The sequence below is a fragment of the Paenibacillus sp. SORGH_AS_0306 genome, assembly GCF_030819345.1.
Taxonomy (GTDB): Bacteria; Bacillota; Bacilli; order Paenibacillales; family Paenibacillaceae; genus Saccharibacillus; species Saccharibacillus kyungheensis.
Genome location: NZ_JAUTBP010000001.1, coordinates 1,592,328 through 1,612,989 on the forward strand (window position 1 = coordinate 1,592,328; position 20,662 = coordinate 1,612,989).

The 20,662-nt window shown below is 37.2% G+C and carries 22 protein-coding genes; 16 read left to right on the top strand and 6 right to left on the bottom strand.

Features of this window, described 5'->3' with window-relative positions; translation table 11 throughout:
* The first annotated feature begins 134 nt into the window (after positions 1–134).
* The 7 genes from QE450_RS07150 (at position 135) to QE450_RS07180 (ending at position 8,455) form a co-directional block, all read left to right on the top strand.
* Positions 135–1,949, top strand: a complete 1,815-nt coding sequence (locus QE450_RS07150) for an AraC family transcriptional regulator (RefSeq protein WP_307298096.1) — start codon at positions 135–137, stop codon at positions 1,947–1,949.
* A gap of 100 nt (positions 1,950–2,049) precedes the next feature.
* Positions 2,050–3,036, top strand: coding sequence for an ABC transporter substrate-binding protein (locus QE450_RS07155; RefSeq protein ID WP_274170143.1), 987 nt, complete (start codon positions 2,050–2,052; stop codon positions 3,034–3,036).
* Positions 3,037–3,252: 216 nt separating this feature from the next.
* Positions 3,253–3,957: a response regulator transcription factor gene (locus tag QE450_RS07160; RefSeq protein WP_301263421.1), complete on the top strand. Its 705-nt coding sequence runs from the start codon at positions 3,253–3,255 to the stop codon at positions 3,955–3,957.
* A 15-nt stretch (positions 3,958–3,972) separates the two neighbouring features.
* The gene (locus tag QE450_RS07165; protein ID WP_307298100.1) at positions 3,973–5,433 is read left to right on the top strand and encodes a sensor histidine kinase; all 1,461 of its coding nucleotides are present in this window, start codon (positions 3,973–3,975) and stop codon (positions 5,431–5,433) included.
* 40 nt (positions 5,434–5,473) lie between these two features.
* A complete protein-coding gene (locus tag QE450_RS07170) occupies positions 5,474–6,478 on the top strand; it encodes a PepSY domain-containing protein (protein ID WP_307298101.1) in 1,005 nt (334 codons plus the stop codon).
* 138 nt (positions 6,479–6,616) lie between these two features.
* Positions 6,617–7,219, top strand: coding sequence for a PepSY domain-containing protein (locus QE450_RS07175; protein ID WP_273616006.1), 603 nt, complete (start codon positions 6,617–6,619; stop codon positions 7,217–7,219).
* Between the two features lie 318 nt (positions 7,220–7,537).
* Positions 7,538–8,455, top strand: a complete 918-nt coding sequence (locus tag QE450_RS07180) for a DUF7638 domain-containing protein (RefSeq protein ID WP_273616007.1) — start codon at positions 7,538–7,540, stop codon at positions 8,453–8,455.
* A gap of 116 nt (positions 8,456–8,571) precedes the next feature.
* On the opposite strand, the gene QE450_RS07185 is transcribed toward QE450_RS07180, so the two are convergent.
* A complete protein-coding gene (locus QE450_RS07185) occupies positions 8,572–8,751 on the bottom strand; it encodes a hypothetical protein (protein ID WP_273616008.1) in 180 nt (59 codons plus the stop codon).
* 364 nt (positions 8,752–9,115) lie between these two features.
* The gene (locus QE450_RS07190; RefSeq protein WP_273616009.1) at positions 9,116–10,153 is read right to left on the bottom strand and encodes a LacI family DNA-binding transcriptional regulator; all 1,038 of its coding nucleotides are present in this window, start codon (positions 10,151–10,153) and stop codon (positions 9,116–9,118) included.
* Between the two features lie 454 nt (positions 10,154–10,607).
* Here QE450_RS07190 and QE450_RS07195 point away from each other — a divergent pair, with 454 nt between their 5' ends.
* The 5 genes from QE450_RS07195 to QE450_RS07215 all read left to right on the top strand — a co-directional run bounded on the left by QE450_RS07195 (position 10,608) and on the right by QE450_RS07215 (position 15,582).
* A complete protein-coding gene (locus tag QE450_RS07195) occupies positions 10,608–11,897 on the top strand; it encodes a sugar ABC transporter substrate-binding protein (protein ID WP_307298106.1) in 1,290 nt (429 codons plus the stop codon).
* A 2-nt stretch (positions 11,898–11,899) separates the two neighbouring features.
* Positions 11,900–13,249: a sugar ABC transporter permease gene (locus QE450_RS07200; protein WP_274170140.1), complete on the top strand. Its 1,350-nt coding sequence runs from the start codon at positions 11,900–11,902 to the stop codon at positions 13,247–13,249.
* Positions 13,246–14,088 (top strand): sugar ABC transporter permease, encoded by an 843-nt coding sequence (locus tag QE450_RS07205; protein ID WP_069328176.1) that lies wholly within the window; start codon positions 13,246–13,248, stop codon positions 14,086–14,088. The genes QE450_RS07200 and QE450_RS07205 overlap by 4 nt, the downstream gene beginning before the upstream one ends.
* A gap of 221 nt (positions 14,089–14,309) precedes the next feature.
* A complete protein-coding gene (locus QE450_RS07210) occupies positions 14,310–14,927 on the top strand; it encodes an excalibur calcium-binding domain-containing protein (protein WP_307298110.1) in 618 nt (205 codons plus the stop codon).
* A gap of 103 nt (positions 14,928–15,030) precedes the next feature.
* The gene (locus QE450_RS07215) at positions 15,031–15,582 is read left to right on the top strand and encodes a hypothetical protein (RefSeq protein WP_307298112.1); all 552 of its coding nucleotides are present in this window, start codon (positions 15,031–15,033) and stop codon (positions 15,580–15,582) included.
* 79 nt (positions 15,583–15,661) lie between these two features.
* Here the strand turns inward: QE450_RS07215 and QE450_RS07220 are convergent, their stop codons facing one another.
* Positions 15,662–15,892 (bottom strand): helix-turn-helix domain-containing protein, encoded by a 231-nt coding sequence (locus QE450_RS07220; RefSeq protein WP_307298114.1) that lies wholly within the window; start codon positions 15,890–15,892, stop codon positions 15,662–15,664.
* A 327-nt stretch (positions 15,893–16,219) separates the two neighbouring features.
* On the opposite strand from QE450_RS07220, the gene QE450_RS07225 reads away from it, so the two are divergent.
* On the top strand, positions 16,220–16,522 hold the full coding sequence (locus QE450_RS07225) for a hypothetical protein (protein ID WP_307298116.1): 303 nt from the start codon (positions 16,220–16,222) through the stop codon (positions 16,520–16,522).
* 100 nt (positions 16,523–16,622) lie between these two features.
* Here QE450_RS07225 and QE450_RS07230 read toward each other — a convergent pair whose 3' ends face one another.
* Positions 16,623–17,537 (bottom strand): arginase family protein, encoded by a 915-nt coding sequence (locus QE450_RS07230; protein ID WP_307298117.1) that lies wholly within the window; start codon positions 17,535–17,537, stop codon positions 16,623–16,625.
* A gap of 106 nt (positions 17,538–17,643) precedes the next feature.
* Between QE450_RS07230 and QE450_RS07235 the strand changes: the two genes are divergently transcribed.
* The 3 genes from QE450_RS07235 (at position 17,644) to QE450_RS07245 (ending at position 18,956) form a co-directional block, all read left to right on the top strand.
* Positions 17,644–17,985, top strand: coding sequence for a winged helix-turn-helix transcriptional regulator (locus QE450_RS07235; RefSeq protein WP_273616018.1), 342 nt, complete (start codon positions 17,644–17,646; stop codon positions 17,983–17,985).
* A 166-nt stretch (positions 17,986–18,151) separates the two neighbouring features.
* Positions 18,152–18,337 carry a hypothetical protein gene (locus tag QE450_RS07240; RefSeq protein WP_273616019.1) on the top strand — a complete coding sequence of 62 codons (186 nt, stop codon included), beginning with the start codon at positions 18,152–18,154 and terminating at the stop codon, positions 18,335–18,337.
* Positions 18,324–18,956, top strand: a complete 633-nt coding sequence (locus tag QE450_RS07245; protein ID WP_273616020.1) for a Fic/DOC family protein — start codon at positions 18,324–18,326, stop codon at positions 18,954–18,956. The genes QE450_RS07240 and QE450_RS07245 overlap by 14 nt, the downstream gene beginning before the upstream one ends.
* Before the next feature lie 78 nt (positions 18,957–19,034).
* On the opposite strand, the gene clpP is transcribed toward QE450_RS07245, so the two are convergent.
* The gene (gene clpP, locus QE450_RS07250) at positions 19,035–19,616 is read right to left on the bottom strand and encodes an ATP-dependent Clp endopeptidase proteolytic subunit ClpP (RefSeq protein WP_273616021.1); all 582 of its coding nucleotides are present in this window, start codon (positions 19,614–19,616) and stop codon (positions 19,035–19,037) included.
* Between the two features lie 15 nt (positions 19,617–19,631).
* Positions 19,632–20,444 (bottom strand): RNA polymerase sigma factor, encoded by an 813-nt coding sequence (locus tag QE450_RS07255; protein WP_307298120.1) that lies wholly within the window; start codon positions 20,442–20,444, stop codon positions 19,632–19,634.
* Between the last annotated feature and the right edge of the window lie 218 nt (positions 20,445–20,662).

Sequence of the window (20,662 nt, forward strand, 5' to 3'; positions counted from 1 at the left end):
ATGGGAAAAGACAATAAAAGTGTTAATTACATTTGAATAGTATAGTGATAATGAAAGTACCTGCTAGATTGAGGTACTTTTATTACACCCTGTAGTCCTTAACTTGTAGTCCTGAAATGAAAGGAATGTAGATCATGTTTTTGAAAAAGCAAACCGTACACAAACAAGGGCAACAGTATACTTATTATCGTATTGTAGAATCTTATCGAGACGAACAAGGCAAAAATAAACATCGTACTGTTAAATACATAGGCAGATTGTCAGATGAAGAAGTGGTTACGATCACCCGTCAATTAAAAGAAAATGCATATCCATTTGTAGAAGGAAATAGACTATCCCATCAGGAGAACAAGCAACAGACTCATATGTTATCCAATCAAGTATGGGTTCCTTTATCATTGACGATTATGACTTATTTACCAGCACATCTTAAAGAATGGATGGTAGCTGAACATGATACTCTTATTATTGTAAAAGAAGGACAAGCAGAAGCACAGATTCAAGGTAGCCGCTTACCGATCCATGCCAATCAAGTTTTATTTTGCCCTGCTGGAAGTGGTGTCTTTCTGTATAATGTGTCTTCTCAACCGCTGCAAGTGTTCAAATTAATATTTACATCTCATGATCCCAGTTCTTCTAGCTGGTCTACTATGCATCTACCTTCTATTATTGCGACACATTCGCCTTTGGAAATTCAGCGGTTATGCAAAGAATGGTTAGAGCTGACCGAGTATTCAAAAGAAATGTCTGTAGAAAAACAGATCTATAGTCAGTTATTATTTTACCAATTGCTACATCTGATATGGAATGATCAGTCAGTCGCTACTGAAGCCAGCCATCTGACACTGATCGAACAAGCTGTTCATTATGTAAAAACGCATTATCGTGAAGAGATTCGTCGTGATATTATCGCTGCTCAATTAGGAATTACACCTGAACATTTTTCAAGAATATTTCGTAAGTATAAAGGTTGTTCTTTTACCGAGTATGTATACCGCTTACGTATGAATATAGCTAAAAAAGATTTGCAGTATTCTAGTGCAAGTATCAGTGAAATTGCCAAACGTAATGGATACCCGGATGAGCATTATTTTAGTCGACGGTTCAAACGGTTATTTGCTTTATCACCCAAGCAGTATCAATCTGCTAAAAAGAGGTATGCTGCATGGAATTATCCTTTTACAGCCATGTTATTGCATCTGAATATCGTTCCTCAAGCAGGTTACCTTGAATCATGGAAATGGGACATTTATCATCGTAAGCTTGATCTCAGTACTATGAATATTCTGCATACTGATCTAGATCAATCGATCCAGCTTATGAATATGTTACAGCCTGATCTTGTATTTGCTTATCAAGACAATGCAGGTAAAGAAATGCTTGAGGAATATGTGCCTTTACAGACGATTCGAATTGACGATTATGATTGGAAGCAACAATGGCTATGGTTAGCTGAACAAGTAGGAAAAGTAGAGCAAGCAGAGCAGTGGTTGTATGACTGGGATGATCAAGTAGAGCAAGCGAGAACATATTTAGCAAGCCATATTCCATCTGATCAGACTGTAGGCATTTACAAAATTGTCTCCGAAAAAATATATGTATACGGGGATCAGCGAAGTATGGGCGGGCCCCTTATTTATCAAGAGTTAGGTCATCAGCCACCTTCAATCGTACAAGAACGTATTATCGATCAGCATATCATTTGTCAGCATATTGAAAGTTCGGAACTGAATGAGTATGCAGCCGATCATATGATTGTGATTCATTATCCGATAGAAGGGGAAACGGCTGCGCTGATCGAACCTGTTATACAATCAGCAGCATGGTCTCAATTACCAGCTGTACAGAACAAGCAAGTGTATATGATGGATCGTAATATTTTTTATGGATTTGATCCTTGTTCACTTGAAGCTCAATTACAGTTGTGGTTACAACAGTTCCCATCATGATCGTCATAACAAATGATCATGTTTGTGCATAGACGTTCTAAATTAAACTTGATATGATTCCAACTGATAATGATTATCAATTAAATATCAGGGGGAAATTATGAATTATTGGATAAAGATAAGAAAAAGTATGATGTCGTATACGATATTACTGCTAACCGTAGTATTGCTTGCAGCTTGTAGTAACAATAATAAAGTGTCATCTGTAGAGGCTACCAACACAGCAACATCAGCTTCTACAAGAACGGTAGAGACTGCAAAAGGGCCTGTTACGATTCCAACCCATCCACAGCGAGTCGTATCCACATATTATCATGGTACATTAATTGCACTTGGCATTACTCCAGTAGGCGCTAACAAAGAATGGTGGATGGGCAGTCCATTTTTGAAAGAGCAAGAAAAAGGCATAGCAGATATCGGTACACCTACATCTTTAGAAAAAGTAGTTGAGCTAAATCCCGACTTAATCATTATTAATGATTTTGATGTTGAAAAGTATGATGAATATTCCAAAATTGCGCCAACGATCTATATTCCTTATACGGCATATCACAATCCTCAAGAAGAGATTCAATTATTAGGCAAATTATTAGATCGACAACAACAAGCACAAGCATGGTTAGATCGTTATCATCAGACAGCGATGGAAGCCCGCGAACAAATCAAAGATATTGTAAAACCGGGACAAACAGCGACATTATTGAATGTACGTGGCAAAAAATTGGCTGTGTTGGGTGAAAATTATGGACGCGGTGGATATGCTATTTATGACGCGTTGCAATTAAAACCTTTAGATATCGTAAAAAAAGAAGTGATTGATAGTGATGCTCAAATTAAAGATATTTCATTAGAAGCATTACCTGAATATGCGAACTCTGATTATATTTTTATCTGTTTTAACAATGAGACCGAACAAGCTGATATCAGTTCAGTACTGGATAACTCACTCTGGAAAAACTTACCCGCAGTGAAAAAAGGTCATGTCTATACATTGCCGTATGATGTATTCTCTTATTATGATCCTGAATCTATTATCGGTCAGATTGGATTAATCAAAGATATGCTTATAGATAACAAAAACTCTTAAACTCTTCATTTTATGATTTTATCATTGTTATTTTCACAATAAGATTACAAGATACTTGATATAGCTATAGAGAATGATTTCTCTTGCTGTATCAAGTATCTTTTTTTATTTGGTTATTAGTTAGCGCAACAACTGAATTTCGTGAACATAGCATGGTCTGTTATGATAAAGGATAAGTGAAAACAGAGTAGATACAGCAACAAGGAGGAACAGAGATTGAAAGAACATATTTTAATCGTAGAAGATGAACATAAAATTTCTCGACTGCTACAGATTGAGCTTGAAGCAGAAGGGTACGATATTTCACAAGCCTATAATGGAGCGCAAGCATGGGATTTGTATCAAGAAAGTACGTATGATCTGATCTTATTAGATGTGATGCTTCCTGAAATGAATGGAATCGAAATCCTTAGACGTATTCGTGATATGGGTGGATTGACACCGGTTATTTTATTAACTGCCAAAAGTTCTGTTGAAGATAAAGTATCTGGCTTAGACTTGGGAGCTAACGATTATATTACCAAGCCTTTTCAGATTGAAGAATTATTAGCTCGTGTACGAGCCGCTCTACGTCAGCGTCCACAGTCTTCGGCTACAACAGATCACAATGAAGATGGTACATGGTTAACAGTAGCTGACCTCAAGCTGAATGAAGGAACAAGAGAAGTGATCCGAGGAGAACAACAGATAGAACTTACTCCGCGTGAATTTGATTTACTGGCTTATCTGCTCAAAAATAAACGTCAAGTGCTTAACCGCGATCAGATTGTGACTGCTGTGTGGGGGTATGATTATTATGGAGATACCAATGTAGTTGATGTCTATATTCGTTATGTCCGCAAAAAAGTAGATCAAGATCCTGAGCGGGAACTTATTCATACTGTTCGCGGAGTAGGATATGTAATTAAGGATAACAGTTAGAAGAAAGGATACCGGATGAAGCTAAGAAGTAAAATACATTTGTATTCTTCGGTCTTATTTGCGTTGTTATTTATTTTGACCAATCTGCTCGTCTATATCGTATTTAGCCGTCTATCGATTAATGAACAATTGGTAAGAGTCGAATCGCAAACAAATAAAACAGCAGATAATATTAGACAAATTGCAGGATCAATGACTACGGCTGAATTGCTTCGTGCCTATGTGCCTGTAGATGGTATGATTCGGATCGTCACTGAAAAAGGAAATAACTCATTAGTGGTGACTTCTTCTTCAGAACAAGAACTAAGTAAACGTACGGTCACATATAGCAAAGAATTACAAGCCGAAAAGATTACGTATCAAGCCAATGGATATGTATTTGTATCCATTCCTGTTATCTGGACAGATGGTTCTGTAGTCAATGTGCAGGTAACCGAAAGCCTGCATCAGACGGAAAATTACTTACAAGTGCTACGGATTGTATTGATTACTGTTACAGGTATTGCGATGATTCCGGTCATTTTATCCGGTCATATTTTGGGACGAATTATTATGCGTCCGATCGGAGCAATGACTTCAACCATGAGTGAGATTAAGCGAAGTGGACGATTCAAGCGATTAGCATTAGATCCTAAGTCGAAAGACGAATTGTTAGAAATGGGTCAAACATTTAACGCGATGATCGATTTATTAGAGACAAATTATGATAAGCAAAAACAGTTCGTTTCCAATGCTTCTCATGAACTCAAAACACCACTCACGATTATCGAAAGTTATGCCAGTCTATTAAAACGTAGAGGAATGGATCGCCCGGAACTGTTTCATGAATCTGTCGATGCTATTCACTCGGAAGCTGTACGGATGAAAGAAATGACCGAGCAATTACTATTATTAGCCAAGCATAAAGAACAATGGAACTTATCAATAGAACCTATTAATCTAACAGAAGAAGTCGATGAATTAGTCAAACGATTCCACAATGCGTATCAACGACAGATCAATGTAAAGGTTACACCTGAATTGCTATCTAAGCCTTCTTTATTGGTCATTCAAAATGATGCAGGCAAACTGCGACAATTGTTATTTATTTTGTTAGACAATGCGCGTAAATATAGTGAAGATCATATTGTGATTGAACTTGGGGAAGAATCACCTGCTTCAGATGATTCCGGTACTGTAACGATACAGCGCCGATGTATTCGAATTATCGATCAAGGCATAGGGATTCCAGAAGCAGAGCTATCCAAAGTGTTTGACCGCTTTTACCGGGTCGATGAAGCACGTAGTCGTACCGATGTAGGTGGTTCAGGGTTAGGTCTGACATTAGCGTTAGAGATAGCAGATGCAATCGGAGCGACAATACGTCTAGAAAGTGTAGAAAAGAAAGGTACAACAGCGATCGTTTCGTTACCGACTATTTTTGTGTCGGCAACTACAGTATTCTCAGCAAATTCTAATAAAGATTCTGTACAATGACAATGCAATTAGAAATTATATTGGGGGAAGTGATCCTTAGATGCGACGCAGAGAGATGCATAGAACAGTAGCACCGTCATCTACGAATACTTTATCTGCTGTAATTAAAGATAAACGATGGTGGATAGCTGGAGCAGTCGTTATTTTATTAATTCTGATGTTTGTTATGACATTATGGTGGAAGTCTATCGCACAAGCAAGTCCAGCGCTAACATCCACACAAGCCAAAAATGTAGTGCTCAAGCAATATCCGGGTAAAGTCACAGAAACTGCATTAAATAACGGAATCTATACAGTACAATTACAATCAGATCAAGGTATGTATCAGGTTCAAGTAAACGGAAATAGTGGAGCGATTCAATCGATTCAACAGATCGGACAATCGGCAGTAGCGACAACGACAACACCAAATAGTACTACGAATACCGATTCATCTAACTCAAGTTCAACCAGTGATTCGAATTCATCAAGCTCGGCTGTAACAGAGCCTACAACAGCTACTAATCCAACAGAATCTACAAATGATAGCAGTAATAGTACTAATTCATCATCTTCAGAAGGATTGACAGACACTAATAGCAATCCGGCGTCTTCTACAGATGATTCATCCTCTGCTACAACAAATGAAGATGATCATCGCAATGACAGCGGATCAGATAACAACCAACCGCAGGTTAATGAGCAACCGGGTGTTGTAAATCCTGATGCTACCGTACCACCGGGAGGCGCTCCTGTACCGCCTGTAGACAACCGCGAACACAAAGATGATCGTAAAGGCAAAGATAAAGAAAAAAATAATGCACCCAAACCAGCACCTGTATTAATATTGAAAGAAAAAGATGCAGAAAGAATTGCTCTTACTCAAGTGCCAGGTAAAGTCGATGATACCGACTATGAAGATGATGAAGATAAAGGTCAATCGTATTATTTAGTCGATATTGATACACCTGATGAGCGAGAAGCAACAGTACAGATCAACGCTGTGTCTGGAGCAGTAATGTCGGTAACATGGGATGATGCAGACGATTCAGATAACGAAAAATAACAATAGTAACAAGCATATCGCCTTTCTCATCAAATTCTAATCTTATTGTAATCGACATCTCATTTGTAAGCTTTATATTAATAACAGAGGCAAGAACAAATGAAATTCAATAACAATATTACTAGGAGGAACTATCACATGATGAACAAAAAACTAGGTATCGGTGTATTATCAGCGGCAATCGCTTTGGGAACAATGGGAACAGTTACAGCAGCTACAACGAATAATTCAAGTGACTCCAACAGTACAACAGCAACAACTAGCAAGTTAATTGGTGAAACAAAAGCGAAGCAAATCGCATTAACGAAAGTGCCTGGTGGTACTATTGACGGTGTTGATTTGGAACGTACTAATAATGGAAAATTATATTATGAAGTAGACGTGGACAAAGCGAATTCAAATAAAGATGTAGACGTTCATATTGATGCTGTAAACGGAACAGTATTAAAAGTAGTCAATGATGATAATGACGACGATGATAACAACAGCCAAGCTACCAATAATGCCAACAATAAAGTTAAAACGGCTGCACAAGCTAAAGCAATCGCTCTAAAAGCAGTTAAAGGAACTGTAACTAAAGTAGATCGTGATAGCGATGATGGTAGAGTAACTTATGAAGTAGACTTGAACATTACAGGTGGCGAAGCTACAGTTGAGATTGATGCCGCTACAGGTAAAGTACTATCTGTTGATAAAGATTATGACAACGACAATGATAGTGACGACTACGATAACGATTAATATAATATGTTATAGGTAACATCGATATGCGATGATAAGCAATATAAATGTACTATCAATCAGCTCTTATTCTGCAAATGATCTTAGGATTATTTTACAGAGTAAGAGCTTTTTGCTACACTGTAATACATAATTTACTTAACTATATAAAAAATAAATAGATACTTTTATAGGATTTTATTGAAAAAAAATATAGGATCACCTAAAATTTATAACTAATAATACGTTAAACAATTACTTAATAGGTTAATAAATAGATATCTGTTATTGTAAATGAATAAAAAAGATAGTGAATATGGGAAGGAAGAAAGAGTACTCATGCATAAAATTAGAAGAGACAAAACAATAGAAGGAACGACGATTCCGGGATTTATCCGTAATGGACAATACTTTTATATCAATGTAGATATTTATGAAGATGGAATGGTGAATTGCTGGGAGCTGGCGGATCTTAAAGGAGTACGTGACAAAATCGATCTAGAATGGTTAACACCGCAGGTGCCTGATGGAGAATCAATTTCTATTTTTGGTCTGGGTGATTATAAAACAATCAGTGGTTCTTGGAACCATAATGCACATACCTACTATGACTACATAACTAACATCGTGCAGCAACTGAATCCAGGTATGGATAACATCTACGAGATTTCATTTGCCGAAAAAATGAAAAACGAGAAATACAAAATCGTTCAATCTCCATATGCACAAGACTTTTATGTAGAATCAGAAGTAGGGTACAAAGTCGTCACAGGAGAAGGCTTTTTTATTTTTATGAAATATGAAGGTGCCAATTATCTAGTGTATTTAAGCGTATACAAAGATGGAACTATAGAATGTCAAAATGCCAGCTTTCAAAAAATGTTGAAAATAGAAGAGTTAGAAGAATTATTTAGTAACGGAACTTTTTTTACAGAATTAAAAGAACCTACGGTTATTACGCTCGATCGTCTAGGTGATGTAGTGATGGTGAATGGAAGTTATATTATAGATATTACCGATAAATACAAGCAAGTACTAGATATTTATCAAAAATTGAACAAACATCCGGGATTGTTAGATATTTGTCGTAAGCGTTATTATAAATATTTAGAACATCCGACAGAAGAGCATAAAGAAGATCTTCGGATAGCTTATGAAGCGATTCCTGAACATGAGCGCATGTATCTAGGTGATATGGATAATCGAGATGAGGATTATATCCGTATTTTATATACAGAAGAGAAAAGACAAGTCTAAACATAATAAACCCCTTTTCCTATGGATATGGAAAAGGGGTTTATCTTATGAACGAATCATCGCTGTGGTGAGATCGTTCAATCGTTAGATTGAATGTATTCATAGTCCATCCTTTATTATAACGTGTGATGTTCAAGCAGATCATACCGATTGCGAAGCTCTAAGTGAAAACGGATGCTTTGCAGCAGAACTGGATTATTCTCAATCTCTGCTTGTTCAATACGTTCTTCTTTCACTGGATCGGGACTGCACAGAAATTGGGTCATCCATAGAGATAAGTTATTATCGTTATTCATCGTAAACCCTCCTCGGATGAAATAATTGGATCAAGCTGTTTATCTATCACAACAGAAACGAAGTTTGGATAGAATCGATATCGTTTCTGTATAGTTATTATATCGTGCCTAGTTTAACAAAATGTGATGCGTAGCTTAAAATAACATTAAATTCTTAAAATTATTTTATGAATTAAAAGTAAATTTGTATAATAAAACCATTTATTACCTTTTATATCCTCATGTATGACTTTCTTATTCTATTATTCGCATCATCTAAGATTTTGGATGTATGTATCCACCAGCCTTTTTATATCAAAAAAAGCGACTAGCCCGATGAAGAACATCCGGTATAGTCGCTTTATCCATATTCATAGGATAGTACTTATTCAGCACGAGTAGGGGAAAACATAGACGATTCACGTACAATAAGACGATGAGGAACAATATGACGCTGTGAAAGTAGACTATGATCATCACCACGAATCGCTTGAATCAATGCTTGAGAAGCTGTATATCCCAGATGATAAATACCGATATCAATACTGCTTAATGGCGGAGTCGATAACTCGGACAAAGCAATATTGTTAAAACTAACGATAGAGATATCTTCAGGAACTTTATATCCCAATTCATGCAATCCGCGCAAAATTCCAAAGCTTACAATATCATCGACAACGACTAATGCAGTTGGACGTTCAGGCAAATTCATAAAAAAGGACATTGCCCGATAACCACTTTCCTGCAAAAATTCACCTTCAACGATCCAATCATCCCGTAGTGGAAGTCCGGCTTCTTTCAAAGCTTGTTGATACCCGCTCATACGATCGATCGATACAACCAATTCCGAAGGGCCACTGACAAAACCAATCCGCTGATGCCCTAATTGGATCAGATGTCGGGTAGCATCTGCTGCGGCTTCAATATTGTTAGTATCCACAGAAAGGACATTAGCATGTTGCTCACTACGTCCAATCAATACAGTAGGGAACTCTTTTTCACTAAGAAAATCAACAACAGGATCATTTTGACGAGAATAGAGCAAAATAGCACCATCGATCCGTCCACCAAATACTAATCTTGATACCGCATCCACTTCTTCTTTTTCACTAGCGCCCGAAGTTAACACTACATCGTATCCACTTCGATTGGCTTGTGTCACAATGCCACGTATTAATTCCATAAAAAAAGTATTCAAAAACAACTCTTCCGCAGGCTTGGGCAAAATCACGCCCAGACTTTTGGTTGTTTTGGATACCAAACTTTTTGCCATCATATTCGGATGGTAGCCCATCTCCTCCATAATCTCTCTCACTTTTTCTGAGGTAGCATGGCTGATTCGCGGATGATTAGACAATACACGCGAAACGGTAGAAGGAGATACGCCTGCTCTTTTAGCGACATCTTTGATCGTAACCGACATGTGTACCTCCCTGGTCATGGTTTTTGGAATATAAATAACCATCACTATCTGTGTTATCTATGTTAAAACATATGCTATATAGATGTAAACTGCAAAATATACATCACATAAAAGAAAATAGGCGATATTTTATGATTTTCAGAGAAATAGATAGCATATAAGCATTTATATTTAGAAAAAGCCTGAATATGGCGTTAAATTGTTTGTGCAAACGTTTTTACAATTTCCATATTTCAGTTATGATGGATTTGCTGGATAAAGCGCTTACTTATAACATCATTTACCTTTAGTGGTGATTATTAGACTTTTATGACTGGAGTAAGGGGTATCATATGCTAATATGAACAAACGTTTGCGCAAATGATATAGTCAAAGTACATAGGCAACATAACCCTGGATAACAGTACATAATAATAGCGCTCGCCATCATACTATAGAGCGGAGGAAAAAAAGAATGATGAATCGCAAAAAGTGGGGAATTATGAGTTGCTTGTTAATCATGATGTTACTGGTATCGGCATGTAATAGTGGGGGAGCAGGCACGACAACACCGGGAGCAGCAACCGATTCTCAAGTACCAGCAGATCAGCAAGAAATGGCTCCTGAAGAAGGCGCTAAGCTAACAGTATGGGATAGTGGCGATCAGAAAACATTTATCGAAGCAGCAGCGAAAGCATTTAAAGAAAAATATAATGTAGATGTTAGCTTTGCAGAAGTAGGACCGGACAAATCAATGGGGCAAATGGTTACAGATGGCCCTGCTGGTGTAGGTGGCGATGTATTCGCTGGTGTTCATGATCAGATCGGTCAAGGGGTATCCGCAGGGGTCGTATTGCCAAATGACTGGTTCGAAGAAGATACCAAGTCCCGTAACAGTGAAATTGCGATCAAAGCGTTAACGTATGACAATATGTTATATGGATATCCAAAGTCTGTAGAGACTACCGCTGTGTTTTATAACAAAGATTTGATCAAAGAAGTACCGCAAGACTGGAACGGTGTTATTGATTTTGCCAAAACATTCAACGATACCAAAGCTAATAAATTTGCGATCATGTGGGAAGTCGGTAACGGTTACTATGTATTCCCATTTATCGGTGGATACGGTTCATATGTATTCGGTAGCGATGGTACAGATGCCAAAGATATCGGCTTAAACAATCCAGCAGCAGTAGAAGCAGCAACATTTATTCAAGGATTGAACAAAATTCTACCACTGAAAACATCAGATATTAATGCAGATATCAAAAAATCACTATTTACTTCTAACAAATTAGCGATGAATATTAGCGGGCCATGGGATACAGGTTCACTGAAAGAATCGGTTAAAAATATCGGTGTAGGTATGTATCCAAATCTGCCAAATGGTAAACCGATGACTCCGTTCTCGGGTGTAAAAGCTTATTTTGTAAACGCTTATACGAAATATCCGAATGCTTCTAAATTGTTTGCAGACTTTATTACTTCTGAAGAATGGCAGACCAAGAACTTTGAAATGAATGGAGCACTTCCATCCAATACCAAAGCGGCTGCAAGTGAGCAAGTACAAAGTGATCCGATTGCAACTGTATTTTTGAAGCAATTTGAAAATTCAGTTCCAATGCCTTCGATTCCAGCAATGGCGCAATTCTGGTCTCCGATGGAAGCAGCGATGTCTTCCATCTGGAATGACAATAAAGATCCAAAAGCAGCACTGGATAATCTAGTCAGTCAAATGAAGAGTAATATTGAGACAGGGCAATAACAATGGGAAAAGTATTAATCCATCCTGAGCGAACAACGGGCGTAGGTAGTGGGCTTATAGCAGCGATCTTATCGGCGCTGATTATGGGACTCGGGCAAATGTATAATCGCCAGTGGGCGAAAGGCATTATTTTTCTAATCGCTGAACTGGTTAGTGTATATCTGATTATTACCAGTCTGGCGAATAATATCTGGGGGTTGATCACGCTTGGTGATCAGCCTTCCCGTATGGAAAAAGTCGGACGACTGTATCAAAATGTACCGGGAGATCATTCGATTTTTATGATGATCTATGGACTGGTAGCACTATTGTATATCGCATTATTGTTATGTTTTTATATTGCGAATATCAAAGACGCTTATCGTATAGGCAAAAAGCGAGAACGTGGCGAAGTTGGAAATACGTTCCGTCAGACATGGAAAATGATCGGTAATCAGGGATTTCCATATTTGCTTTTAACATTGCCAGCGATTGGTGTACTGGTGTTTACGATCGTGCCGATTATTTTTATGGTATTGATGGCATTTACGAATTATTCTGCACCGGATCATATCCCGGCGAAAAATCTAGTAGATTGGGTGGGCTTCCGTACCTTTACCAATCTGTTAACACTCAAATCATGGAGTCATACCTTTATCGGTGTACTGACATGGACGATTATCTGGGCAGTTGTGGCAACAGTCACTACATATTTTGGCGGTATTCTGGTTGCTTTACTGATTGAACAAAAAGGGATTAAATTCAAAGGCATGTGGCGTACGCTCTTTATTTTGCCGTATGCGATTCCGCAATTTATTTCTTTACTGATTATGCGTAATCTACTGAACTTCCAATTTGGCCCGATCAACCAATATTTGCGTATGATGGGTCTGGGTTCAGTGCCGTGGCTTAATGATCCATTTTGGGCGAAAGTGACTGTTATTCTCGTGAATATGTGGATCGGTATTCCAGTGTCGATGATCCTTGTACTGGGTGTCCTGACAGCGATTCCGCGTGATCTTTATGAAGCGGCAGAAGTGGATGGAGCGACAGGTTTTCAGAAGTTCCGCAATATTACGATGCCATTCGTATTGTTCCAGACCGCTCCAATCTTAATTATGCAATTTGCAGGGAATATCAATAACTTTAATGTTATCTTCTTGCTTACGAATGGATTACCGGCTAATGGAGATTATGCGTTCGCAGGTAGTACCGATTTATTAGTGACATGGCTGTACAAGCTAACTCTTGAAAATCAGCGTTATAACTTTGCTTCAGCTATCGGTATTATTATCTTTATTATTATTGCGGCATTCTCGCTCTATAACTATCGACGCAGCCGTTCCTTTAAAGAGGAGGATATGATCCAATGAGAAAACAACAACGTGTCAAATTGGTGTTCAGTTACATCTTACTTGTACTGATCGCGATTGGCTGTATTTATCCAGCGCTCTGGATTATTTTATCTTCACTTAAAGAAGGCGATTCACTCTATAGTGAGACATTGATTCCGCAGAAGTTAACGCTAGAGCATTATATGGACTTGTTCCGTTCACAATCAGACAAAGACTTGCCTTATCTAAAATGGTATTGGAATACGCTCAAAATTGCGATTACCAGTATGATTCTAGGTACACTGTTCCAGGTACTGACAGCCTACGCGATGTCACGCTTCCGCTTCAAAGGCAGACAAACGATGATGTCGCTGGTATTGATTCTAGGCATGTTCCCGGGATTTATGAGTATGATTGCAGTGTATGTCATCTTACTACAAATGAACTTGTTGAACTCTCCGTGGGCACTTGTACTGGTGTATACGTCTGGTGCGGCACTGGGTATGTTTGTCGCCAAAGGCTTTTTCGATACGATTCCTAGAGCGTTGGAAGAATCGGCTTTGCTAGATGGAGCGAGTCATTTCCAAATCTTCAGTCGTATTATTCTACCATTGTCGATGCCGATCATTACGTATATTGCCCTGACCACATTCGCCGGTGCATGGGTCGACTTTATCTTCGCCCGTCTGATCTTGCGATCACGGGAGAACTGGACGTTAGCGGTCGGATTGTATGAATTGGTCAATACGTATTCAAGCACAGAATTTACACTATTCGCCGCAGGCTCGGTGTTGGTCGCATTGCCGATTACGTTGTTGTATATGTTCTTGCAACGCTTCTTGGTACATGGATTGACGGCAGGAGCGACGAAGGGGTAAAAAAGAATAAACAGAAGCAGACTTATCTCGGATCGTGGAGATAGGTCTGTTTTTGTGTATATTTCGAGAGGGAAAGATGCCAATATATTACATATAAAGATTTTTTTTAATTAAAGTGAAAAATAATTAAAAAATGTTAACATCAAAGAATAAAATGCGGTTATCATAAATAGATAATAAAATAATTTTAGTACAAAATTTGTAACTCTGGGGGATTATTAATGAAAAAAGGTTTAAAGATTTTTGCTTGGATTGTTATTCCGTATATTATGATATTTTTCTACTGGAAAAGATTGAATAAACCAACACGTTATTTTGCTGTAACTTGGGCTGTGCTAGCATTAATTATAGGTTCTACAGGCAATGAGACAGATACAAAAGAGCCAACAGTATCTACTCCCATCAATAACTTGAAATCAACAGAGGTGAAAACAGAGACAGTAGAAAAAGATACAGACATAGAAGTAGCCACAGATAATGAAAAAGTAAAACCAACTCCTGTCATAACAGAAACCACTGAGCCTATAGAAGAAGTAGAAGCTGTTTCAGAACCTATAGTTGTTGAAACAAATATTGAGGAATCTAAAAAAGAAGTTACTGATAAAAAAGTAGAAAAGCCAAAAAAAGCGGCAACCATTAAAAAAGAAGAGGTAGTGGTAGAAGAACCATCAGAGCCTGAAGTGGCGGATGCAGTTGAGGAAGAAGAAAGTCCTGTCACAGAAGTGTTTTATCAAAATTGTTCAGTTGCACGTGATGCTGGTGTAACTCCTCTTTACGAAGACGACCCAGGATATAGTACTAAGTTGGATAGAGATCGGGATGGAGTTGCTTGTGAATAGGATTTAATCATTTATTGATGGAAGTTAGAAATAGCTATAGAAAGTTATTGCTAACTTCCGTCAAATGATTATTTTATACTTTAAAATAAAGGAGATAACTTTAATGGAATTGTTTACGGGTTTATATTCAATAGTCGTTTGTTTTTTAATAATCGGTGTGATTTGGAAATTAGTATCAATTCCTTTATCAATTTTAACATTAATATTTTCTGAGCAATTCACAAAAATTTATTTGTTTGTGATTAGTATGATTCCTCTTTATTTTATGGCTTCATGTACTATTTTAATTGGTTCTACTATAAAATCTGGACAACCTTCTTTAGGATTATTAATAATTGGCGGACTTACATTTGTTATTTATTCTTTTGCAGATATTGCTCAAAAAATAGGTGAAGCGCAAGACCCAAATACATATAATATTATTCATAATCAGTACTATGGACTTTTGGCAATGATTATTTTTTATATTTATTCTATTTTCAATCAAAATTTAGTTATGAATTTATGGAATCACAAATTAATAGATTTAATAAATTGGATTTATAATATTCCTATATTAGGATGGGTTATTTTAATAATAGCGATAATATATATGATTTACATACTTATTTTATTTATTAGTATACTGACAGTTATAGTGATGCCAAAACGCTAGAAAATTTTTTAGAATTTAAACTGGTAAATAAGAAAGAAGTATCCTTATTTATCGCTAAATAAAGATACTTCTTTCTTATTTAATCTGATTCAGACGATTCTTTTTTCTCTATTACCATCAGTTCGGATAGATCATCTATTTCTAAAGCATCAGCAATTTTAATCAGTGTTTTCAAATTAACTTGTTCACGAATGTTACGTGACATTTCAGAAATTGCAGCTTGACGCACTCCAGACATTTCTGCAAGCTTCATCTGCGTAAGACCACGCTCTGCCATCAATTCATCTAATTTTATTCGTATCGTTCTCATTATGTAGTCCTTCTTTCCATTATATTGAACTGTTACAAATGCAAAATAAAAAAATAAAGCTTTGAATTGAAGATTGACTATATACTAAAAGGCGTATATAATAATTTATACTAATAAACGTATAATGGCATTGGTTATTTTATCTTGAATATATCTAATAGCATCTTTTACTTTGTAATGTACATTCATATATATTTGATTTCTCAAATTAAAAATTCGATTTATTAAATATATCCAGATTAGCTTATCTCAAATCATTAGTTTGCTCAAGAAATAGTTTTATTTGTTATGTTAAAACATAGATTTAACTTTTAAGGAGAGATACATATGGAAAATAAACTTCGTCACAATCATATAAGGTCTGCTTTTCACCAGTTCATGTCTATACGAATGGATGAGATTGGACTAAGCCATTTATCTAGTCTGCAAGAATATCAATCATTAATGGAAGAATGCACACAACTTTTCGAACACATTTCTAATCAAGTTCCTGCTGAAATACAAGAACTATTTTCAACCTATGAAGAGAAAGTGACTTTAATTCAAGGATTAGCAGAATCAACTATGTATGAGCAAGGATTAAAAGATGGGTTACAACTTCATTATATATTTGAAGATGTGAAGATATAAAATAATGTAGAATCGTAGCAAAAACACTCTAGCCCATATAAATGCTAGAGTGTCTTTAATATAAAAAAGGTAAATGTCTATCAGCAGATTTTATGTCCTATTACGTATTCAAAATAGGAATTTCTGCAAGTAGATTCTTCAAGTTAATTGCATCCCATGGTGTATGTTCGGTGATTCCTAAGCCAACGACTTCTGTTTCTTCAGATAATTCTTTCAGCAGGTGGAGCAATTGAGGGAATTGCATCGTGCCAGCAGGAGAAACAAGGTAAGGCTCGTAAGGCTTCGCAAATAATAGAGAACGAAACGCTTGAGGATCAAGCACATCCAGATCAATATGAATCGCTAAGTGTTTGATACCTCTTTCTTGAATCCACGTTCTAATTGCTTCTGTACTTTGTGCTAACTCTGCTGTTCCTGCTGTACGAATACCTAATCGTTCGATCATTTCAGTGTCGTATTCGTCTACACTGATACCTTGTGCTTCAAAGGCTTCAGCAATCAACTTGTTTTCCTCTTCTGTAGCAACAGCAAGCCCTGCAATAAATACATTCTCAGGTTTTAAAGGAACTTTGACATGGTTAGCAAATTCCTGATCTCCTTCGCCCAACAGGTTGCCAAGTGGGAGGGTATGCCCGTTATCGTATCCAGTATATCTGACAAGATCACTATGAGCATCGATCCAGATCAAGCCTAATTCACCATCGTATTTTTCATTTAAATAAGCAAAAGGGGCTTGTTCGACCAAGCAGTCTCCTCCAAACATAATGATACGATCAGGTTGATGCGCTTGGATAAGATGTTCAGCGGCTTCTAATTGTTGTATGAGTTGTGTTCGCCCATTCATCCCATCCTCATTTTGAAGTGGTGTACCATCATAAGGTTTAACAGGAACATGAATCAGAGGTTGATCATTGTCTGGAGCTAGCCATGCCAGTAGTTCAGCGCCGAAAGAGTAATTAGGATTATTTCCACCTTGCCATTGTGGCATTAAGAGACGTATTGTTTTGGTATTCATGTTGGATCTCCTTTACTTTTAAAGTAAGGTTAGTATAAACTGGACGCAAATATAAAAGTAGTACGCACTATTTGGATAGGTACTACCCGAAAGGATAGTGGTATACATGAGTATGGCTGAATATCATGGCAAAATTAAAAATATTCAAGATACCCCTTTTGGCTACACTTTGTCAGTCATCGGTGGGAAATGGAAGATGGTCATTATTTATCTTCTGTCTGAAAATCAAACGGTTCGCTTTAATGAGTTAAAAAGACAGATCGGTGCAATTACGTACAAAACGCTAAGTTCCCAATTAAAAGAATTGGAAGCAGATGGTATTGTAAAACGTGAAGAATATCCTCAAATTCCACCTAAAGTAGAGTATAGCCTTACAGTCAAAGGCACATCACTTTTGCCAGGCTTGGAAGAATTATGCGAGTGGGGAGTCAAGAATCAAACGATGTAGTATCAGGTTTTAATGTAAGTGGCTATATGGATGATATGCATGCAATTAAATTAAAGCAGTATTAATCCTAAAGATATTCTTTTAAATTTTAGGAATTATGAAGTTTATACTAATTATAAATGCTATAATTATGCATATAGCTACTCAAAGTAAAGGAGGATTCATGATGAGAAAATTTAATGAAGAAGAAGCAAATAGAGCGCTTGAAAATGCCAAAGCAAGTTTGGCAGTGGAGGGTATGTATCTCCCTGAGAATGAACAACAATTGATTAAAATGAAGCTGACAGGTCAGATTACAGAGTCACAATTCAAGAAAATGGCATTGGAGTTGGCAAAAGTTGTCTCGATATAATCATCAGCAATCATCTTATTGCTATCCAGGTACAGATATACTAAAAAACAAAGAAAATATTCGTGATGTCAATACATTAGAGCGTTATGAACGAATGATGAGTAGTTTGCGTAATGCTGAATTATATAAGTATCCAGTTGCTGGCCACTTTGATATCAAGCATATGCAGAATATTCATCATTATTTGTTTAGAGATATATATTCATTTGCTGGCAAATTTAGAACAGAGGATATCTCTAAAGATGGATTCGTTTTTGCACTTTCACAATATATTCCTGAACAAATCGAACAATTATTTCAACAATTGAAAGAAGAACAATATTTAATAGATAAATCAGTAGATTTTTTCGTTATTCGAGCTGCTCATTATATGGCTGAAATCAATGTTATTCATCCATTTAGAGAAGGAAATGGACGGATGCAACGAGAGTTTATTCGTTGTTTGGCTCGTTACAATGGTTATATATTGGACTGGAATCGTACTGATCCACAACAGTTACTACATGCATCTATTAGTTCCGTTATTGATATTAGTGAGCTTAGTAATCACATACATAATTGTCTGGAAAATAAAGAACATGATTTTACTATAGCTAACGAATATAAATCTCATATGTAGCAATAAACTTTAAATAAACATTCGACAGACTAATCACTAGTTTGTCGAATGTTTGTTTTTATATTCTACTACATTACCTTACACCCGCGTCACAACCTGATCCACCAACCCATAAGCCACCGCTTCCTCAGCCGTTAAAAAATAATCCCGATCAGAATCTTGCGCTACTTTTTCCAAAGGCTGACCGGTACGATCAGCAATAATTTCGTTCAATTTGGCTCGACTACGAAGCAAGCGATCGGCATACAGAATCACGTCGGAAGCCTGACCTTTGGCGCCACCGAGTGGTTGATGAATCATAATTTCACTATTGGGCAAAGCCATCCGTTTACCGATCGTGCCACCGACTAACAAAATCGCCCCAAAGCTTGCCGCCATCCCTGTACAGATTGTTGATACATCAGGCTTAATAAATTGCATCGTATCATAGATCGCAAACCCAGCAGACACCGAACCACCGGGACAATTAATATACATTTGGATATCTTTTTGCTCATCTTCGGCAGCCAGGTGAAGCAGTTGGGCGACAATCACATTTGCCATCTGATCTTCCACTTCACCGGAGACCATAATAATACGATCTTTCAATAATCTAGAATAAATATCGTAACTGCGCTCTCCGCGATCCGTCTGTTCCACGACATAAGGGATTGTTGTCATATCAAGCACTCCTTGTTAAGCAGCCTTACCTATCTGTGAGGAGGATAACTGATAAGACTTCTTGTGATATAGCGCAAAGGAATGCACAGCGTTAGAGCCGACAGGTATGAAGCTGTAACTAGAATGCTCCGTCTGAGAAGGTAACAAGTTAATTGCAACAGCATGAACATCTTGCGTCGCTTTGTTCATTCGCATCAAAGTTAACTGCACGATTTGATCTGCATCACCTGTATAGAGAGCATGCACATAATGATGCAAGACCATTAATATCTCTGCATCTTCAGCTAACTGAATAGATTCATCGTTACAATCACTGTTTTTGGCAAGTATTGTCCTTGCTCGATAGAGAGCAGCTTTTACCGCTCCTTCGGTCGTCTCTAACCGCTGTGCTGTCTCTGCCGCTGAATAGCCAAATAAATCACGCAACATAAATACCGCTTGTTGCCAGGGGGATAGTAGATCCATTAATTGCTGTACAGCCAGTTCAATATCTTGTGGACATTGTTGTGCTGGCGAATCGTTCAAGAGTAATGGATACAGTTCGATATAATTATTGAAATAATGTCTTCTGCGCATTGTATCAATCCAAGTATTGCGAGCTGTTCGAATCGTATATGCTTCTTGCTCTGAAATAGGTAAGCCTTTTTGCCGGGCAGATAGTATTTTGAGAAAAGTATCTTGCATAAGATCTTCGGCATCTGCAACATGTCCAGTCAATGACAGACAGTACTTATATAAAGACAGCATTTGTTCTTTACTATACTCATTGATTGGGTTGATAGGCTTTGCCGGACAGTCTATCTGTGGTTGAATGTGTAAAAGTGTCATGAGTGGGGCGCCCCCTTTATGATCGGAAATCATTTTGCTACAACGTTGTATATCTTGTAAACGAATAAGGTGATTCAAAAGATACGCAAACCGTCTAACCATAATAAAGAATACGAATGAATTTGAATAAGATCATACAAGAACTTGGTATTTTTTTAAAGGTTACCTCTAACGATTTATACTAAACCTATGCTAGTATAGTATGTAATACATAAGTG

What these genes read in the sequence shown, in the direction of transcription:
- QE450_RS07255 (WP_307298120.1), bottom strand. Translation starts at nt 20,444, where the DNA reads ATGACACTTTTACACATTCAACCACAGATAGACTGTCCGGCAAAGCCT.
- QE450_RS07215 (WP_307298112.1), top strand. Translation starts at nt 15,031, where the DNA reads ATGGAATTGTTTACGGGTTTATATTCAATAGTCGTTTGTTTTTTAATA.
- QE450_RS07190 (WP_273616009.1), bottom strand. Translation starts at nt 10,153, where the DNA reads ATGTCGGTTACGATCAAAGATGTCGCTAAAAGAGCAGGCGTATCTCCT.
- QE450_RS07205 (WP_069328176.1), top strand. Translation starts at nt 13,246, where the DNA reads ATGAGAAAACAACAACGTGTCAAATTGGTGTTCAGTTACATCTTACTT.
- clpP (WP_273616021.1), bottom strand. Translation starts at nt 19,616, where the DNA reads ATGACAACAATCCCTTATGTCGTGGAACAGACGGATCGCGGAGAGCGC.
- QE450_RS07175 (WP_273616006.1), top strand. Translation starts at nt 6,617, where the DNA reads ATGATGAACAAAAAACTAGGTATCGGTGTATTATCAGCGGCAATCGCT.
- QE450_RS07195 (WP_307298106.1), top strand. Translation starts at nt 10,608, where the DNA reads ATGATGAATCGCAAAAAGTGGGGAATTATGAGTTGCTTGTTAATCATG.
- QE450_RS07150 (WP_307298096.1), top strand. Translation starts at nt 135, where the DNA reads ATGTTTTTGAAAAAGCAAACCGTACACAAACAAGGGCAACAGTATACT.
- QE450_RS07200 (WP_274170140.1), top strand. Translation starts at nt 11,900, where the DNA reads ATGGGAAAAGTATTAATCCATCCTGAGCGAACAACGGGCGTAGGTAGT.
- QE450_RS07240 (WP_273616019.1), top strand. Translation starts at nt 18,152, where the DNA reads ATGAGAAAATTTAATGAAGAAGAAGCAAATAGAGCGCTTGAAAATGCC.
- QE450_RS07220 (WP_307298114.1), bottom strand. Translation starts at nt 15,892, where the DNA reads ATGAGAACGATACGAATAAAATTAGATGAATTGATGGCAGAGCGTGGT.
- QE450_RS07235 (WP_273616018.1), top strand. Translation starts at nt 17,644, where the DNA reads ATGAGTATGGCTGAATATCATGGCAAAATTAAAAATATTCAAGATACC.
- QE450_RS07155 (WP_274170143.1), top strand. Translation starts at nt 2,050, where the DNA reads ATGAATTATTGGATAAAGATAAGAAAAAGTATGATGTCGTATACGATA.
- QE450_RS07165 (WP_307298100.1), top strand. Translation starts at nt 3,973, where the DNA reads ATGAAGCTAAGAAGTAAAATACATTTGTATTCTTCGGTCTTATTTGCG.
- QE450_RS07170 (WP_307298101.1), top strand. Translation starts at nt 5,474, where the DNA reads ATGCGACGCAGAGAGATGCATAGAACAGTAGCACCGTCATCTACGAAT.
- QE450_RS07225 (WP_307298116.1), top strand. Translation starts at nt 16,220, where the DNA reads ATGGAAAATAAACTTCGTCACAATCATATAAGGTCTGCTTTTCACCAG.
- QE450_RS07230 (WP_307298117.1), bottom strand. Translation starts at nt 17,537, where the DNA reads ATGAATACCAAAACAATACGTCTCTTAATGCCACAATGGCAAGGTGGA.
- QE450_RS07180 (WP_273616007.1), top strand. Translation starts at nt 7,538, where the DNA reads ATGCATAAAATTAGAAGAGACAAAACAATAGAAGGAACGACGATTCCG.
- QE450_RS07210 (WP_307298110.1), top strand. Translation starts at nt 14,310, where the DNA reads ATGAAAAAAGGTTTAAAGATTTTTGCTTGGATTGTTATTCCGTATATT.
- QE450_RS07185 (WP_273616008.1), bottom strand. Translation starts at nt 8,751, where the DNA reads ATGAATAACGATAATAACTTATCTCTATGGATGACCCAATTTCTGTGC.